This window comes from Trichocoleus sp. FACHB-90, from assembly GCF_014695505.1.
In the GTDB taxonomy this organism is placed as follows: Bacteria; Cyanobacteriota; Cyanobacteriia; order Cyanobacteriales; family FACHB-T130; genus Funiculus; species Funiculus sociatus.
The window spans coordinates 50,608-68,651 of the sequence record NZ_JACJOK010000007.1 but is presented as its reverse complement, the minus strand read 5'-3'; the positions used below and the strand labels follow the sequence as shown (position 1 = coordinate 68,651).

9 protein-coding genes, 1 tRNA gene and 1 pseudogene are annotated in these 18,044 nt (G+C 46.0%); 6 read left to right on the top strand and 5 right to left on the bottom strand.

The genetic code is table 11. The features are described 5' to 3' along the window. Positions 1-155: 155 nt before the first annotated feature. A pseudogene (locus tag H6F74_RS01490) lies at positions 156-1,028 on the bottom strand (aldo/keto reductase); the annotation flags it as partial. Positions 1,029-1,108: 80 nt separating this feature from the next. On the opposite strand from H6F74_RS01490, the gene H6F74_RS01485 reads away from it, so the two are divergent. After that, complete coding sequence (locus H6F74_RS01485) at positions 1,109-1,705, top strand: DUF1802 family protein (protein WP_190435214.1); 597 nt, start codon at positions 1,109-1,111, stop codon at positions 1,703-1,705. 154 nt (positions 1,706-1,859) lie between these two features. Here the strand turns inward: H6F74_RS01485 and H6F74_RS01480 are convergent, their stop codons facing one another. Together H6F74_RS01480 and H6F74_RS01475 are read right to left on the bottom strand one after the other, a co-directional pair. Beyond that, the gene (locus H6F74_RS01480) at positions 1,860-5,462 is read right to left on the bottom strand and encodes a PAS domain S-box protein (RefSeq protein ID WP_190435211.1); all 3,603 of its coding nucleotides are present in this window, start codon (positions 5,460-5,462) and stop codon (positions 1,860-1,862) included. Positions 5,463-6,727: 1,265 nt separating this feature from the next. After that, the gene (locus tag H6F74_RS01475) at positions 6,728-8,527 is read right to left on the bottom strand and encodes a gamma-glutamyltransferase family protein (protein WP_190435232.1); all 1,800 of its coding nucleotides are present in this window, start codon (positions 8,525-8,527) and stop codon (positions 6,728-6,730) included. Between the two features lie 152 nt (positions 8,528-8,679). Between H6F74_RS01475 and H6F74_RS01470 the strand changes: the two genes are divergently transcribed. Continuing rightward, a complete protein-coding gene (locus H6F74_RS01470) occupies positions 8,680-9,423 on the top strand; it encodes a Uma2 family endonuclease (protein WP_190435209.1) in 744 nt (247 codons plus the stop codon). A gap of 61 nt (positions 9,424-9,484) precedes the next feature. Here H6F74_RS01470 and H6F74_RS01465 read toward each other — a convergent pair whose 3' ends face one another. After that, the gene (locus H6F74_RS01465) at positions 9,485-13,537 is read right to left on the bottom strand and encodes a PAS domain S-box protein (protein WP_190435204.1); all 4,053 of its coding nucleotides are present in this window, start codon (positions 13,535-13,537) and stop codon (positions 9,485-9,487) included. A 179-nt stretch (positions 13,538-13,716) separates the two neighbouring features. Between H6F74_RS01465 and H6F74_RS01460 the strand changes: the two genes are divergently transcribed. The 3 genes from H6F74_RS01460 (at position 13,717) to H6F74_RS01450 (ending at position 17,220) form a co-directional block, all read left to right on the top strand. After that, positions 13,717-15,240, top strand: coding sequence for a DEAD/DEAH box helicase family protein (locus H6F74_RS01460; RefSeq protein ID WP_190435201.1), 1,524 nt, complete (start codon positions 13,717-13,719; stop codon positions 15,238-15,240). Positions 15,241-15,269: 29 nt separating this feature from the next. After that, positions 15,270-16,484 carry a DUF790 family protein gene (locus tag H6F74_RS01455; RefSeq protein ID WP_190435198.1) on the top strand — a complete coding sequence of 405 codons (1,215 nt, stop codon included), beginning with the start codon at positions 15,270-15,272 and terminating at the stop codon, positions 16,482-16,484. Between the two features lie 262 nt (positions 16,485-16,746). Further along, complete coding sequence (locus tag H6F74_RS01450) at positions 16,747-17,220, top strand: hypothetical protein (protein ID WP_190435194.1); 474 nt, start codon at positions 16,747-16,749, stop codon at positions 17,218-17,220. A gap of 242 nt (positions 17,221-17,462) precedes the next feature. Here the strand turns inward: H6F74_RS01450 and H6F74_RS01445 are convergent. Then, positions 17,463-17,534 (bottom strand) — tRNA-Val (locus H6F74_RS01445). 118 nt (positions 17,535-17,652) lie between these two features. On the opposite strand from H6F74_RS01445, the gene H6F74_RS01440 reads away from it, so the two are divergent. Beyond that, positions 17,653-18,024, top strand: coding sequence for a hypothetical protein (locus tag H6F74_RS01440; RefSeq protein WP_190435191.1), 372 nt, complete (start codon positions 17,653-17,655; stop codon positions 18,022-18,024). Positions 18,025-18,044: the final 20 nt, after the last annotated feature.

Below are 18,044 nucleotides of genomic sequence, written 5' to 3'. Positions count from 1 at the left end.
ACCCAGTCTGGGGCTGCTTTTTTACTGCATCTACTTAATCACAATCAATCCCAGAATTCAAGCCCCGCAACAAATGTCACTTCTTATACCTATTCTGTTTCTGCTATTTTGATTAGCCATTTTTAACATTTTTACATAACAAGTTCGGTAGAGCCAGATAAATTAATATCACCTGCTTTGGCGTTGTCTACGGCTTGTTGCTCGTTTCTTGCACCTGCGATCGCATTCGCCTGTGGTTGGGCAATTAACCAAGCTAAAGCTAACTGAGCTAGGCTACACTGATGGCGTTCAGCAATCGGACGTAGTTTGTCTAAAGCTGACTGAGCGCGATCGTAATTCTCTCCTTGAAAGAGTTTATTTTTAGCGCGGTTATCTTGGGGGTCGAATTTATGTCCTGATTCAAATTTCCCAGTTAATAATCCTTGAGCAAGAGGAGAATAGGCAACGATGGAAATATTGTTTTCGACGCAGTAAGGAGTTAAATCTTTTTCTACCCAACGCCAAAATAGAGAATAAGGCGGTTGCAAACTATCAATGCGTCCATATTGGGCGGCTTCTTCTAATTGAGTGCGGTTGAAATTAGAAACGCCAATTGCGCGAATTTTACCTTGTTCTTTGAGATGGTTCAAAGCGTTCATTGTCTCCTCAAGGGGGACAATTTCACTTTTAAATGTGCCAGCAGGGCAGTGAATTTGGTATAAATCGATGTAATCGGTATTTAGGTTTTTGAGAGAGCGATCGCACGCCTCTATCACTTGGTCATACTTGAGATGGTTGGCAAACACCTTTGTGGCATAAACTGCTTTGCCGCGCACATCTGACAGGGCAGAGGCGACAATCTGCTCAGAGTGTCCTTCTCCGTAGACTTCAGCGGTATCAACTGTTGTGATACCAGCATCAAACGCCGCCCGTATTGCTTTTATAGTGTCGGCATCTTCAATTCCCACCTACATCTTTTTGCCAGCTTGCCATGTACCCATGATAGGCGTGATTTGGATTTCGGAAGTGCCAAGCGATCGCGTTTGCATTTGTTAGTCCTGAGTAATAGGGTTATGCCTTCATGCTAAATGTTGGCGCTAGTCTTGAATCAGGACTCTACCCGATACTTATGCAATCCACTACAACCACTACAAATACTACTCACGCCTTCAAAGAATGGGCAACTGCTGTTGATGCTTTAGAACAAGGCAAAACGATTATGCTGCTACGCAAAGGCGGCATCCGGGAGGAAGGGAACCGCTTCCAAGTTGCCCAAAAAGAAGTTTTGCTTTACCCAACATTTGAACATCTACAGCCAAATTTGCTGAAAGCTGAATATTCCCACCTGGTGGAAACAGTGCCGTCAGGCTGGCATCCTGAAACCATCAGAATTGGTGCCTGGGCTAAAATTACCGATATTTTCCAGGTAAGTGACGAAGCGGCTGTTAAGGCGCTGCTACCTTACCATATCTGGAACGAGCAATTTGTAAGCGATCGCCTGAAATGGAAGCCGCGAACTCCCCTTTATGTGCTGCTGCTACGCACTTACCAACTTCCCCAACCACTGATAATTACCTATAGTCCTGAATACGGCGGCTGCAAGTCATGGATCGATCTTGCCCAACCGCTAACAATTGAAGGCGCAAAACCAGTCTTGGATGATGCCCAGTATGCCGAAAAAACAGCCCAAATCCGCCAGATTGTGAATAGGGGGATTGGGGACTAGGGGCTAGGGACTGGGGGCTGGGGGCTAGGGACTAGGGACTAGGGACTAGGTAAGACTTTTTCCTCTTCCCCAATTCCCAATTCCCAATTCCCAATTCCCAATTCCCAATTCCCAATTCCCAATCCCCAATCCCCAATCCCCAATCCCCAATCCCTCAAGAGGCTATTAAAGGTAACTCGACGGTAAAAGTTGTTTGATTATTAGCACTTTCCACTCGCAAAGTACCTCCCAAATGCTCTGTGAGTCTCTGCACCAGTGCCAATCCTAAACCAGTTCCGCCCTGCTTCCAGCGATCGCTACTGGGAATGCGGTAGAACTTTTCAAAAATGCGGCTTAGCTCCTTCTGAGGAATCTCAACACCAAAATTGCTGACGCTCAATTGCAGCGTTTTCTCCTTTGCATACACACTCACAGTAATTTGTTCTTCCGGTGGAGTATATTTGCAGGCATTATTAACCAACTCGCTCACGATCCTCTCCACACTGGTTAAATCGGAGACGAGGGGAGGCAATTCTGGCGGGATGTGAAGTTGTAAGATTTGCTGACGTTCCTGAACGCGCGAACGAAATGGTTCAAGGATGCTAGGCAGCCATTCGGGTATATTTATTGCAGTGGCAAGAAAGCTAGGATAAGACGCAGCGGCTAGGCGCTGCAAATCTAGGAGATCGTTGATTAGCTCAGTTTCTCGATTACACTCAGCTTGCAATATCTGCAAATAGCGCTGACTTCGTTCCCCTGTAGGAGAAATTTTGAGCATTTGGATCGCCATTTTCATATTAGAAATCGGAGTCCGCAACTCGTGAGAAACTGTACTCAAGAAGTCATCTTTGAGTTGATTTAGTTTTTCGAGTTCCTGAACTTGCGCTTGTGCAGTTTGATAAAGTCGGGCTTGACGAATAGCGATCGCGCATTGATTTGCCACCTGCTGCACCAGCCGAATCTCTAAATTGTTGAAAGTGTAATCTGGGCGATGGAGTAACCACAAATCCCCCAACACTCCTTGATTATCAAAAATCGGACACGCCAGCATAGCCGCCTGACCATCATTAGAGTTCGCATTAACCGAACAAAATTGGAAACACTTACCTTGGCGGAGGGGTTGGTAAATTTCCGGGAAGGAAGCCATCTGCAACACGCGACCTTTAGAGGAAGGCATTGAAATGGTGTATTCATAGCAGATAGTAGCGGTATCTTGCTCCAAGTTGTATAAAGAGGCATGGCAGCTGCCGACGTAGAATGAGAGAGCTAATTCTCTTACAGCAGCAAGGCAAATCTGGCTTTCGTCAAGACTATCGCGAACTTTGTCAGTGATGCGTTTCAGCACTGCTTCAAAGCCGAGAGATTGTTGTAGTTGGGTGGTACGTTTTTGGACTTGGCGTTCCAGGTTAGCGTTAAGTACCTGCACCTGTTTGAAGAGTGCAGATTGTTCAATAGCGATCGCTACCTGTGTTGCCAATGAAGAGAGCAAATCAATTTCCCACTGCTGCCATTGTCGGGGTTCCGAACCATTATGAGCAATCAACAGTCCCCAGAATCGATTTTGGATTGGGGATTGAGGATTGGGGATTGGGGACAAAGCTTTTTCTCCCAAGTCTGTTCCTCTGCTTGTCTGATCCTCTGCTTGTTTGCTCTCCTGTTGCCCTCGCAAAATTGGTACTTCTAAGTTAGCCCTGATTTGGAACTCAGCCATTAAATCAATGTAATCTTGATCTAAACCTGCTATATAAATATCTTCTATTGCGATAATGTTTCCTTTTTTATAGCGTTCAAAATAGGTTTCTACCAGGGTATTTGGCATTACCAATCCCTGCATAGATATCCAACCAGCAGCGACTGATTCTACAACTACGAGACCATTTCCATCTGGGGAAAAGCGGTAAAGTATTACTCGGTCACAGGCGAGAAAATTTCGTACTTCAGTAACTGTAATATTGAGAATTTCGTCCACCTTTAAAGATTGGCGGATGCGTTGCGCGATCGCGCCAATCAACCGCTCCCGCTCAGTTTGTTGCCTTAGCGCTGCTTCCGAGAGCTTCTGCTCGGTGATATCCCTGGTTGTGCCAATCATCCGCACCCCCACAAAACCAGTTTCATCACAAAACAACTGGCTTTTTCCCATCATCCAGCGGATACTGCCATCAGGTCTGATAATACGATATTCCTGCTCGTAGTCCTTCTTTTCTTCAACGGCACGAATTACAGCTTGATGTGTAGCTTCGCGGTCTTCAGGATGAACGCACTCTTGGAAGGCTTCATAGGTTCCCCGGAAAGTACCCGGAGCCAGACCAAATAGCTGTTCGTTCTTATCCGACCAGGTAACTTCATTAGTTAAGATATTCCAGTCCCAAATACCCATTTCGGCAGCTTCCAGAGCTATTTTCAGCCTTTGTTCACTCTGCTGCAATGCTTGTTCAGTCTGCTTGCGTTCAGTGATGTCGAATCGAATTGCTAAATATTGAGACGGTCTTCCTTGGCCATTTAGAAAAGGAACAATTGTGGTACTTACCCAGTAATAATTGCCATCTTTTGCTTTGTTTTTAATTTCTCCTTGCCAAATTCTCCCATTAGAAATTGTCTGCCAAAGGTTTTGAAAGAATTCTTTTGGATGAAAGCCGGAATTAATGAGGCGATGGTTTTCTCCTATCAGTTCTTCTCTCGAGTATTGAGAAATTTGACAAAACTTATCGTTAACATAGTTAATAATTCCTTTTTCGTCTGTCATGACGACAATCGCGGCTTGATCCAGCGCCAACTTGATGTCTGACAATTCCTTAAGGGATTTTTGTAACGCACTTTCAGCTTGCTTGCGTTCATTAATGTCTTCAACAACAGAGACGAAATATTTAGGCGCACCGTCAGCTTCTCTTACCAAACAAACGGTTAAATTAATCCAGATGTGAGAACCATCTTTGCGGATGTAGCGCTTCTCCATTGAGTATGTCTGAAGCTCTGATGCCAAGACTTGGCAGACATATTCAATATCTGTATCTAAGTCATCGGGGTGGGTAATATCCTGGAAAGTCCGCGTTAGCAATTCCTCTTGCGTATAACCCACAATGTCGCAGAGTTTTTGGTTAACCAGTAACCACTTTCCGTCTATTCCTACGTGGGCGATGCCAACAGCCACCCGATCAAATGTTGCTTGGAATAGCCTGTCGCTCTCTTTTAGAGCCTCTTGCGCCTGCTTGCGGCTAGTAATATCTGTGAACATACCCAGAACGCCCTGAAATTGACCGTTCTGATCGAAAATTGGATTAGTGCTAGCGAGTACCCACGCTTCTTGACCATTTCGGCAACGCCAACGCCATTCGTACTGCTCTTTGATTCCCTGTAGCATCCGTGGGTAATACCACTGTACTTGTGACAAATCTTCTTCAAACAGAAAATCAAAGGCAGAACGACCAATCATCTCGGCTGTAGTGTAGCCAAGTATATCGGCTGTTTGCTGGTTAACGTAAGTCGTCCGCCCTTCGGCATCGATTAGCCAAATGCTTTCGCTGGTAGTGTCTAGTAGGCGAAGATAAAGCTGTTCCCTTTCCCGCAGCGCTGCTTCTGCTTGCTGGCGCTTATTGATTTCTTGATTCAGTTCTTCATTAGCTAGGGCTAGTTCGGCTGTCCGCTCCCTCACCAGTCTTTCTAATTCTTCATGAGTCATGGGCAATGTCGCTTCAGTCTGCAACGCCTGACGAGCTTTGAGAAGCTGGCCAGTCCGCCGAATAAGGTGTAATTCTAACTTTTTGCGCTTAAATCTTGTCATTTTGACTAGCCGCGTTGCCAACTAGAGTGCCGCGATTAGTGAACTATTAGCTTTGTGTGGTACGCGAACCCATCGATTTCAATTTCTTTAAACGTAAGGGATTGTCGGGAAACTTTTGATAATTAATATTTTCTAGCTTCCTCGGACGTTTTGTGGGGGCTGCGATGCCAAAGGCTTGCTGTAGGCGCTACTAGGCTGTCTTTTCGCTGAGTAGGGCTACTGGGATTGCACTTGGCAAAAGATACACCTACTTAATATTGATATTGTTATGAGTCCTCTCGCATACTCTAGGTAGCTGGATAATTCTGCACTATTTGGTAGATTCAGTTTTGTGCATCATCAATTCATTAGCTCCTCTAAAGCTTTGGTATACTTACACCTTCTGGCTTTGCGTAATTTTTATCTTACTGTGCGACATCTTTTTCCAGTAATATTACAACTTAAATTTTATCAAAATCATCACCCTTTCTGCGGATTTATGCGGATTTATACTGAATTAATGTGGGCTAGGCAGTATTATTACTGGTCTGCGTGACTTGGAAGGGAGAGATTGTGCGTCCGGTGAAGTTTAGGGAGGCTTACCCGACTGGGTGAAACTTAACTTCCCTACCGAAATCATGTTTTACCAGAACAAGCGAGTGGTAACAACCTTGGATTGTGAACAATTATATCTAGACGTGAAAGACATTTGGTTGTGGGAGTGAAGAATTAGTTTCAATCAGTTCTACCGGGCAGATGGTTATTCGTATCCGGAATTAGGGATCAAAGCTATAGCAATCCTAAATGATTCCTGAACTCCTGTAGGGATACGGCACTGCCGTGTCCCTACACCAGCGTGAATACTCGTTCACAACTTAAATAGGATGGCTATACAAAATAACTGATTGTAAAATTACCAATTTGGGCAACCAGATTGATACACTAATTTCTCTTAATTTATGGAACTAAGTTAAAAAAATTAACTTTGACAGTAAAGTTTAATAGACGAGCTTTGGTGGAGCAAATTAAGCCGATGAACCTTGAAAAATATTAATAAGTTTTTGCCGGGTTGTATACCCAGTTATTAATCAAAAGTTGCTTATTGTAAGTATTTATTTAAACAAAAGTGGCTTAATGGTTTAGCACCATTGTTTAAATCAAAGGCTTGGGCAAGTTACCAGAAGCTAATGCAATCGGGTTGGACTTTGGTAACTGATAGCACGAGCGATAGCAAAGAATTTAAAATTTTAAAAAGACTAATCTTAAATTCTACATTTTTAATTTATCTAATAACCACTAGGCGCACCTTCACCGCGAGGATCGGCTGCGCCTTCTAAAAATCCGTCCGGTGTTACTACGATCGCGTTAGCATTACCCCAAGGCGATCGCTCTTCGATTTTGTGACCGCGACGACGCAGTTCTGCGATGGTAGCGGCATCTAAACCAAAAGGTTCTACACTCACCTGGTCGGGAAGCCATTGATGATGGATGCGAGGGGCGGACACCGCTTGTCCGGCATCCATGCCGTATTCTAAGACGTTGAGAACAACTTGCAGGACGGTGGTAATAATGGTGCTGCCTCCGGGCGCACCAACAGCCATGCGGAGTTTACCATTTTCGGTGACAATGGTGGGTGTCATGCTGGAGAGGGGAATTTTGCGGGGCGCGATCGCATTCGCCTCACCACCCACCAAACCATAGGCGTTAGGCACTCCAGGCGCAGCAGCAAAGTCGTCCATCTCGTCGTTTAAGAGAATCCCGGTACCGGGTACAACTACCCCGGAACCAAAGCCGTAGTTAACGGTAAAGGTAAGGCTGACTGTGTTGCGATTCTCATCTACCACCGTTAGATGGGTGGTATCGTTTGATTCGCGGGCAAGGCGTTGTAGAGTTTCCTTATCTGCTGGTTTCACCTCGCTGGATAATCTAGCCCTATCCATACTAATTTCCTGTCGTCTTTCAGCGGCATAAGCAGGATTAATTAGTGATGAGACTGGGACTTTCACAAAATCAGGATCGCCTAGATGTTCTGCACGATCTGCATAGGCAATTCGCATCGCTTCGATCATTAGATGCAGCGTGTCGGGATGATGCCATCCTTTAGATTTCAGGTCGTTAGCCTCCCCGTTAACTAACCTAGCTTTCACGTCACCAGACCCCTCAATTAACCGGGGGTTGGGGGATGGGGTTCCCCCAATAATATTTAATATTTCTAGCAGGTGAACGCCTCCGGAGGAAGGCGGCGGCATTGAACAAATACGAGATTGGCGGAAATTGCCGCAGACTGGGGTACGCCAAGTGGTTTTGTAGGTTCTGAGGTCTTCGAGTGTAATTAAACCACCGTTTTTTGCCATGTCGTCGGCTATAGCCCTGGCAATGTTGCCAGTGTAGAAGCTTTGGGGATTTTGCGCGATCGCTTGTAATGTTTTGGCTAAATCTGTTTGTATCAGTCTTTCTCCCGGCTGATACATCGCCCCATTGCGCGTAAAAACTTGACGCGCCGCCGGATTTTTTAATAACGGTTCCTTTCTCCGTTCCGCAGCGGCGACAAAGCGGCGGCTAACAATAAAACCATCTTGCGCCAACTTAACCGACGGTGCCACAACTTCCTGCCAGGATAGCTTCCCGTACTGGCGATGAATTTCATACAGTCCTGCTACCGTTCCCGGCACCGCCACCGACAGATGTCCATCTACACTGACATTGGGACGCACTTTTCCCGCCGCATCCAGGTACATATCGCGGGTCGCTTTCAAGGGTGCGCGTTCCCGGAAGTCGAGGGCTTTGATTTCGCCAGTTTTCTCCAAACGCAGCAACAAAAACCCACCGCCGCCGATACCTGCGGAAAAAGGTTCTACCACAGAGATAGCGAAAGCTGTAGCCACTGCTGCATCAACCGCGTTACCGCCTTTGCGTAGCATGGAAACTCCCGCTTCACTACCTAATGGATGGGCGGAGACAACCATACCCTGCTTGCTTCTGAGGGGTTGGACAAATGCCGCTGGTGCTGTATGGCACCAAGCCGCGGTTACAGAAACAGCAATTGTGATAAATGCAATTCGTTTAGATGGGAGAAAGCTTGGCATGGTGTGTTTTGGAGGTGAGAGCGATCGCACTCCTGGCCACCAAATTACCACGGAAATAAACGCGATCGCTTGTGGGCGTGCCAGTCGTTGATAAATCTTGTAATTAGATCACAATAGAAGCAAAAGTCTACTTTATCTTCACCAAAAGAAAAGTGTCTCCGATCACTCAAACCCCCCTGCCACAACTATCCATTACCTGGCCTCTGCTGCCAGAAGATTTTACCCTACCAGATGACCCTGTGGAGAATACAGATCAACCACCATTAGCTGCTGCTTTGCGCCAGCCTTTGACCGCTTTTCCGAACTTAATACAAGATGCCCTCATCGTGTCTAACTTTGCCTTGTGTGCCGCCATTGAGGGGCGAATCATCTGCAAAGCACCAGACTGGATGTATGTGCGTCCGGTGCAACCTTGGACTCGTTCTTATCCGCGTCGCAGCTACACGCCACATACTGAGGGAACAATTCCCCAAGTGGTGATGGAGTTTCTTTCTGCTACTTATGGCGAAGAATATTCGGTGGAATTTACCGAAGGTGTGGGTAAGTGGTTCTTTTATGAAAGAGTAGTTCAAGTGCCTCGCTATGTTATCTTTCGACCAGATACGGGGCGCGTCGAAGTTTATGGGCTAGAGTCGCAGCGTTACCAACTGCAAACACCCGATGAGACGGGACGTTACTGGATTCCCGGATTAGATTTATTTCTGGGAGTTTGGCAAGGAAGCCATGAAGGTAGAGACGGCTATTGGCTGCGGTGGTGGAATGCCCAAGGAGAGTTGTTGCTGTGGTCAGAAGAACGGGCCGAACAAGAACGTCTTCGGGCTGAACAAGAACGTCTTCGGGCTGAAAGATTAGCAGAACGGCTGCGTCAGATGGGGGTTGACCCAGATCAATTGTGATGCAGGGGGAGAAGATGCGTAGGACGGAGTCCGAGGCGAAGCCATCGCACTCTAAAATTACTCAAACTTGTCCAGTGCGTCCGGCGAGGTTGGCAATTACCGCAGCTAACTCGGCTGGATCGACTGGCTTGGGGACGTGTAGCTGGAAACCTGACAAAAGAGCCTGCGTCCGGTCTTCTGCTCTAGCATAAGCTGTCAGCGCCACAGCGGGAATATTTCTCGACGCGGTATCGAGCGCCCTAATTTTGCGAATCAGGCTGTAGCCATTTTCTTCCGGCATCCCAATATCGCTGACGAGGACATCAGGGTTTAAACGTTGTAGTGTTTCAAGTGCAACGCCCGCAGACGCAACAGCGGTGACTTCGGCTCCATACTCTGCAAGCATTGTAGAGAGCAAATCTCGTGCATCTGCCTCATCATCTACGATTAGCACGCGCAAACCATTTAGGGGGATGGGGGATTGGGGATCGGGAATTGGGGTAGGGTGTGCTTTCTGTGTCCCTAGTCCCTTGTCCTTAGTCGCCTGTCCCTTATCGATGAGTGGCAAGCGGACTGTAAATGTTGCTCCTTGTCCTTCTCCTGGGCTGTCGGCGTGGACTGTGCCGCCTTGCAGTTCTACTAGATGGCGGACGATGGCTAAACCGAGTCCGAGTCCACCATGCGATCGCGTTGTCGTTCCATCAGCTTGTCGGAAGCGTTCAAAAACGTAGGGGAGAAAATCGGGACTAATTCCCGCACCTGTGTCGCTTATCTGAATTTGAGCATAGTTGTCTGTTGACAACGTTTCAATTTGACGACTTGACAATTGTTCCCTGACTACTGACAGTTTAATTGTCACGCGACCTTTATTAGGTGTGAACTTGACGGCGTTAGAAAGTAAGTTCCAGACAATTTGCTGTAAACGAGTGGAATCTCCCAAGACTGATACCAGTGAGCGGTCTAATATGGATTCAATGTAAATTTCTTTAGCGTTAGCTGCTGGTAGGACAATATCAATTGCTGCCTCAATAACTGGTAGAAGTTCTACTGGATAAACATTCAGACGCAGTTTACCTGTAATAATGCGTGAGACATCTAGAACATCCTCGATGAGTTGAGAAAGAGATCGCGTGTTGCGGTCAATTGTCTCTAGCGCTTTGGCGGTGGTGGTGGGGTCGAACTTGCGGTTACGGAGTAGCTGAGTCCAACCAAGCATGGCGTTAAGCGGCGTTCGCAGTTCGTGGGACAACGTGGCTAGGAACTCGTCTTTCATCCGGTTCGCCTGCACAGAGTGGTTGTAGAGGCGGGCGTTGTCAATTGCTAAGGCGGCTCGATCTGCCAAATCTTGCAGAAATACCTGGTCATTAATAGTATACGAGTTGTCGCTCTTGTCGCGGGAAAGAGCTATTGTGCCAATGATCCGACCCCGCACCCGCAGTGGTGCAATGAGAAGGCTGTATACGCTAAAGCGTTCCAAACACGGTAAATACTCTGGTTTGATTGAGGCGCGTAGCTGCTCCTGTGATACAACGGGGATGAGCAGCGACTCTCCTGTTTCAAACACACGCGCGGTTAATCCTTCATCGACGCGCTGGGGTGCAGCATCTGACAACTCGCGGACAAAGGCGATCGCTTCTGGGTTAGGGTGATAAACGGCAACTGTATTCAACCACTGTCCATCGTCCGACACTAGGCGAATAGTGCAAGTATCCCCGACTAACTCGACTGTGCGCTGACAGATTGTATCCAAGGCAGTTTGATAATCTAGGATTGCTTCAGCAAAAGTTCGGGAAGCCTCGGCTAGAACTTGTAAGCGATTGGCATGGCGAAGAATTTGCTTTTCTGCCCGCTTGCGTTCTGTAATATTAGTATTTACGCCGATCCATTTTATCGGTTTACCATTGTCGTTTTTGATGGCTGTGGCGCTATCTGTCCAATACAGGTAGGTGCCATCTTTTCGCTGGACGCGGTATTCTTGGAAAAATGGTTCACCTGTTTGCAGATGTTGGTCTACCGCCGCTATGACGCGATCGCGATCGTCCGGATGCAGCATAGTTTTCCAACCTTGTAGCGTTCGGGGAAACTCTCCCGGTTCGTATCCCAGGTGTTCGTCTATTTTACCGAACCACTCCATGCGATCGCTCTCGATATCCCATTCATAAATCACATCTGTAGCGCACTGTGCCGCTATTCTAAACCGTTTTTCGCTCTCGCTCAGTGTGGCTTCTGCTTGCTTGTCCAGAGTGATGTCGTTTTGAGTTCCCCACGCTCTTACTAATAGACCATTTTCCACAATTCCCACCAAGTTATTCACAAAGTATTTGAAATTACCTTGCTTATCAATTTCATAAGATTCTGCTTGGTGTAGTCGGTAGCCAGAACGAATAAATGCTTGTAAATATTCAATATTATTTATATCTTCACGAACAAGAAAGTTTTCTAGTCTTGTTCCTACAATTTCTTCCGCACTTTCATAGCCATACATCTGTGCCATAACATTATTACATTCCCCCAAGTAACCATATTGATAAAACTGCTCGATTTGCTCATCTTCTGAAGAGTTTATATAAACTGGCTGCTCAAGTTCAAACCGCCAAATTCCTTCTGAACTTTGTTCTACAAAAGCTCGGTAGCGATCCTCGCTTTGCCGTAATGCTTCTTCTGCTTGCTTGCGTTCAGTAATGTCATTGACGAGAACAAAAAATCCTTTAACTTCTCCCCGTTCTCCAAAATGGGGAACGTAAGTACCCTGAACATACCGCTGCTCTCCATTGCTGCGTGTAAAGGCGCTTTCATAACTTACTTTTTGTCCAGACAATGCCGCTTCTATAAACTTTTCAACTGACTGATAAATCGACTCACCCATAACTTCCTTAAGGTGCTTTCCGGTAATTTGGGCGCGCGAATATCCAAACCATTCTTCGTATGCCCGATTATTAAAGCGATAACGCTGTTCTGAATCAACGTAGGAAATGTATATCGGCACCGAGTCTGTTATCAGACTAATTTGTTCTTGACTATCCTGTAGCGACTGTTCGGTTTGCTTGCGGAGAGTGATGTCGCGGAAGTAAACAGATAAACCATCTTTGGATGGATAAATGCGGACTAATATCCATTTTTGAAAGCGCTGATTAAACTCTTCATACTCGACAGTCACCTGCTCGGAAAGTGCATGATGAGCATGAATATAAAATTGCGAGTTAGGGAGTGGGGGAAATACTTCCCACACAATTTTGCCGATTAACTCTTCGCGGGGTTTCTGGAAAAAATGCTCTGCGTGAGTGTTTACGTAGATGTACCTCCATTCGCTGTCTAAGGCAACAAAAGCATCGGAAATGCTTTCTAAAGTGTTAGTAATTTGTTCTTTAGCAGCTTGTTCTTCCTTGAGTAGTTGAATGCGTTCTTCTTCAGCTTGCTTGCGGAGGGTGATATCGGTAATCATAGCGATCGCGCCCATAAATTGACCGCGTTCGTCTAAAATTTGGCTAGTGGAGACAATCGTCCAAAGCGTTGAACCATCTTTGCGGCGGTAACGAAAGTCAAACTGATCTTTATTTGGCTGCTTGCGTCGCTTAATCCTCTCATGAGCTTCGATTTGAGCTTCTTCATCCATAAAGTCAAAAATCGAACTTCCCAGCATTTCCTCTACGCTGTAGCCAAGAAGGTGCGCCATGCGCTGATTGACATACTCGGTTTTAAACTCAGCGTTGGTTGTCCAAATACCTTCGTAAGCGGTATCGACAATGCGACGATATTGCTCCTCACTGGCTTGCAGTTCTAGCATACTCGTCTCCAGCCGCTGTTTAGCAGTGCAAAGTTCCGAGTTGAGCGTATCAATCAGTAGCGTTACCAGCACGAACACGCCTAGCCGCAAGATATCGCTCAAACTAGCGATCGCCAGCGAGTAAACTGGAGCTACAAAGAAGTAGTTGATGACTAAACTAGACAAAATTGTCGCCAGCAACCCCGGTTTCATCCCGCCATACCAAGCACTAACCGTCACGGCGGCATAAAACAGTGGCAAAATGGTAGGCGCGATTAGTGGCTTCAGCACTAATGTCAGTTGTAGTGCGATACCTGTACTGATTACAGCAACACCGTAGCGCCGCAGCCGGGGATGCGTTACTCTCCACATCTTTGTTCAGTTCTCCTCTGTCGCTACCGTAAACACGCTGTTTGTTAAGGAAGCATTCCGATTAAAAAAATCTAGCTGGCGATTAAAAATCATCAACTGCAAGATGTCAGGCGAACTACCATTCTGCATTATGCCTTGAGTCTTCTAAAATTATCGGGGACAGAGAATTCAAAAAACAAATGGCTCGTACCCCTACATTATCTTTTGATCGAGGAACTTTAATTTTGCATCCACCGCCAAGGGGGAAATCTTGGGTAGAATACGCTACTTGGGATGACAGGGTGGAAAAGTTCCGCATCCAGGCGATACATTATCGCCAATTGGTAGAAGTGCTGCAAGCGGAAGGGACGAATTTTATCGATGAGGCGAAAGGTTTTGAGTCTCTCTCCCTGGTGGCGAGTATGGAGATGGAACCTTACCCGCATCAGAGGGAGGCTCTGTTGGCTTGGAAGCAAGCGGGTAGGCAGGGGGTTGTGGTGTTGCCAACTGCGGCGGGAAAGACTTATCTGGCGCAAATGGCGATACAATCGACACCGCGCAGTACGTTGATTGTGGTGCCGACTCTGGATTTGATGCACCAGTGGTATGCTCACTTAACAGCGGCTTTTCCGGATGCGGAGGTGGGGTTGTTGGGTGGCGGTTCGCGGGATAAAACGCCGATACTGGTTGCTACTTACGACAGTGCGGCTATTCACGCGGAGACTTTGGGAAACAGGTATGCTTTGTTAGTGTTTGATGAGTGTCACCACTTACCTACAGATTTTAGTCGGGTAATTGCTGAGTATGCGATCGCGCCTTATCGTCTTGGACTCAGCGCTACTCCTGAGCGTTCTGATGGCAAGCACACTGATCTTAATATCTTAATCGGTGCGGAAGTTTATCGCAAAACTGCTGAGGAATTAGCGGGTGCGGCTTTAGCCAATCATGAGGTGGTACAGATTAAGGTAAAGTTATCGCAACTAGAACGCGATCGCTACAACGAGCTGATTCAACTACGCAACAATTTTTTGCGAGAATCAAATATTTCTTTAGGCAGTATTCAAGGGTGGCAGCAGTTTGTCATGGTGAGTGCGCGATCGCAAGCTGGACGACGTGCCATGTTAGCTCACCGCGAAGCTAAAGATATTGCCCTTGGTACTGATGGTAAACTGCGAATATTATCTAATATTTTAGCGCAACATTATCCGGAACGCACCTTGATTTTTACTACCGATAATGCTACAGTTTATCGCATTTCTCACGAGTTTTTAATTCCGGCAATTACCCATCAAACCCCTATCAAAGAACGTCACGAGATATTAACTAAATTTCGGGAGGGAGAATACAAAAATCTGATTGCTTCTCACGTTCTGAATGAAGGGGTTGATGTTCCTGCTGCAAGTGTGGCAATAATATTATCTGGTACGGGTTCACAGCGCGAGTTTATTCAGCGATTAGGGCGAGTTTTGCGTAAGGGTAATGATGCTAATAAACGCGCTATGCTTTATGAGGTTGTGGCGGAAGATACGAGTGAGGAGGGTACTTCTAGTAGGCGACGTGGTGAGAAGAGGAATGAACCGCGAAGACCCAAAGAGCGCGAAGGAGGAGAAAGAGAGAAGAAAGGGCAGTTGGAGATTTTTTATGGGGCAAATTCTAATGTTACGAAGAAAGCAGCGGAATCACCAGCAAAGTGGGTAGATGATGAAAATCTTCCTGATTCTTAGTCTTTTCTCTTTTTTGCGGTTCATTCATCATGCTACCAACTGACCTTTTAATCCACAGACAAAATGGCGAAACGATAGTCCCCAAACGCCTAAATATTGATGCGAAAAATTTAGCGGTTGCCAATGAATTGATTATTTGCTTCCAAGAGGCATTAGGCAACACTCAAGGAGAACTAGATCGTCAATTATCAGAATTAGAAGGTGATAGCCCAGATTATCGCTTAAAGCGAGGATTAGCTCATATTCTCAAAAGCAGTTTGTCTACTTTTGAAGTAGTTAGTCCTCTGGAACCGCCGCAACTACGAGAGCGAGTTTTTGCCCTTTCTGCACAATCAATTCCGAGTCCGCAAGCTTCTGGTGCAACACTTAATATATTAGCTGACAAACTCAGTCAGGAATTAGAAAGAGAAATTTTACCAAGTCAAATTCAGGCTGGACTTTACGCAGATTTAGCCGAGAATCGCATCTTAACTCAGTTTGATGGGATTACGCCAGAAGATTTGCTACACCGCTACAATTTATCTCAAGTGCAAGGCGTTTTCTATCGCGCTAGTCAAATTACTTTGAATGCTCACCGCAACGTCCCAGGAGAGTATAAACTGTTATTTCGCTATCTGAAACTATTTCAATTGATGGCGTATATTGAGGGCGATGCGGATCATGGGTTTACGATTACAGTTGATGGCCCGACGAGTTTATTTAAGCCTAGTACAAGGTATGGGTTAGCGATCGCTAAACTCCTCCCCGCTTTACTCCACGTTACAAAATGGAGTCTATCCGCCATCCTCCAAAATCGCGACACCTACACCGGAACCTGGAAAACCGGACGCTTTACTCTCAATTCCGATTGTGGCTTAGTGTCCCACTATCCCCCCGGTAAGCCTTACGATAGTATGCTGGAAGCATCTTTTGCTGACCGCTGGGACTCGCTAAAATCAGATTGGGTATTAGAACGAGAAGTAGACCTGATCCCAATTCCCGGTAGCGTGATGATTCCCGACTTTCGCTTAGTACATCCAGATGGTCGCACCTTCTTACTAGAAATTGTCGGCTACTGGCGACCGGAATATTTGCAAAAGAAATTTTCTCAGGTACGTCGTGCTGAATGCGATAACTTAATTTTAGCGATTTCGGAACGGCTGAATCTAGAAAAAGCAGGGGTCAACTTGAAAGATGTACCAGCAAGAATTATTTGGTTTAAAGATAAATTAATACCTAAGGCGGTGTTAGCTGCGCTCGATTAAGTATCGCAATATGAATGCGATTAATCTACTTTGAAATATTTTTCGCACTCGTACTTTGCTTTCTTCTTTCCAGCTATGGTAAGGCGCTATAGCAGGATAAGAGAATAATTTTGTAAGGTGCAGCCGCGCCTAAGCTCGTAACATTACCCATTATTCCATCACTTAGGAAGCACTACTTCTATCTATAGTATGACGACTATGATGTTGAGGATGAGATTTAATCAAGTGCGACCTGATACTGGTAAGAGCCAAGTAGAAACTGATGAATACATCTCTGAAAACTCGATTTAAAAAAGGCATTGGTATGATGTCGGTGGTTACAACTGCTGGAATTTTTCTGGCTTTCCCAGCATTAGCACAAGTTAGCGCTAATAATAGCGTTAATTCTATTAATGGCAATGCTCGTATTGACTCCTCCGCAAGCAGCCAACAATTCGCTCAAACCCAAACACCCGGCACTACACCAGGCGCTGGCGCCACCGACGACAGCGCACCTGGCACTACACCCGGCACCACCAACGACAACGCACCCGGCACCACCAACGACAACGCACCCGCCACTACACCCGACACCACCAACGACGCCACACCCGCCACTATACCCCCCGGCACTACGCCTGCACGCACACCCACCACTAATACACCACAAAGCACTACTGGAGATAGCAATCTTCGGCCAGGAAGTTGGGATTGTTTACATAATCCAAATCCAGTCTGTATGAATCCCAAAAGATAGTTAAACTCTTTGCGTGTATGGCGTGGGAAGGTAGCGATCGCACGCCATTGACATAACCAAAAAGCCCCTATATTTGGGGGCTTTCGCTTTCTTCTAACTAACGATAAGGAAAGCTGTTTTTTTCCAAACGTGAGAGGTCACTAATAGTTCAACGACATCAATTTGGCACGACGATATATAATTCGTCTTAATGACAATAATCTGTCACAGATGACAAACAATTAGTCACTCTACAACTAATATGGGCGATACTGGATTTGAACCAGTGACCCCATCCGTGTGAAGGATGTGCGCTACCACTGTGCTAATCGCCCAAGCTTTCCAAGTATATCACAGGCATTCACAGCCAACAACCATTTTGAATTTTGAAGTCTCTGAGCAATGTTCAATTAACCTAGTTTTCATGGCGTATATGAACATCAAGGAGAAGCAATGCCTGAAAATAGCGAAATCAATATTAATAGTGGTGATAGCATCAACCAAGAGGTGACAAATGCGGTTGAACAGTTACCAGAGTCCAATCAAGGCGGTTTACCTGGAATCAGGGAATTGCTGACTCAATTGCAAACAGTAATTCAGGCTGACGATAGCTTGCAAGCAGAGAAGAAAACCAAAGCACTTCAGCAAGTGCAGATTTTAGCCGAAGCCGGGAAAAATCCTCAAGTATCCCAACACCAAACGCAAGCAGAAACAGCTCTGGGTGTTTTGAGAGAGATAAGCGCCGAATTACCCAAGACGACTACTTTAATTACAACGTTTAATCAGGTATTGCCTAATATAGCCGAGATATTCGCTTTGCGATGAAGCCAACAGATCGCTTTGTA

Bases quoted from the DNA above. Each gene is read 5' to 3' on its own strand.
- H6F74_RS01480 (WP_190435211.1), bottom strand. From the start codon at position 5,462: ATGACAAGATTTAAGCGCAAAAAGTTAGAATTACACCTTATTCGGCGG.
- H6F74_RS01475 (WP_190435232.1), bottom strand. From the start codon at position 8,527: ATGCCAAGCTTTCTCCCATCTAAACGAATTGCATTTATCACAATTGCT.
- H6F74_RS01465 (WP_190435204.1), bottom strand. From the start codon at position 13,537: ATGTGGAGAGTAACGCATCCCCGGCTGCGGCGCTACGGTGTTGCTGTA.
- H6F74_RS01485 (WP_190435214.1), top strand. From the start codon at position 1,109: ATGCAATCCACTACAACCACTACAAATACTACTCACGCCTTCAAAGAA.
- H6F74_RS01450 (WP_190435194.1), top strand. From the start codon at position 16,747: ATGAATACATCTCTGAAAACTCGATTTAAAAAAGGCATTGGTATGATG.
- H6F74_RS01440 (WP_190435191.1), top strand. From the start codon at position 17,653: ATGCCTGAAAATAGCGAAATCAATATTAATAGTGGTGATAGCATCAAC.
- H6F74_RS01460 (WP_190435201.1), top strand. From the start codon at position 13,717: ATGGCTCGTACCCCTACATTATCTTTTGATCGAGGAACTTTAATTTTG.
- H6F74_RS01455 (WP_190435198.1), top strand. From the start codon at position 15,270: ATGCTACCAACTGACCTTTTAATCCACAGACAAAATGGCGAAACGATA.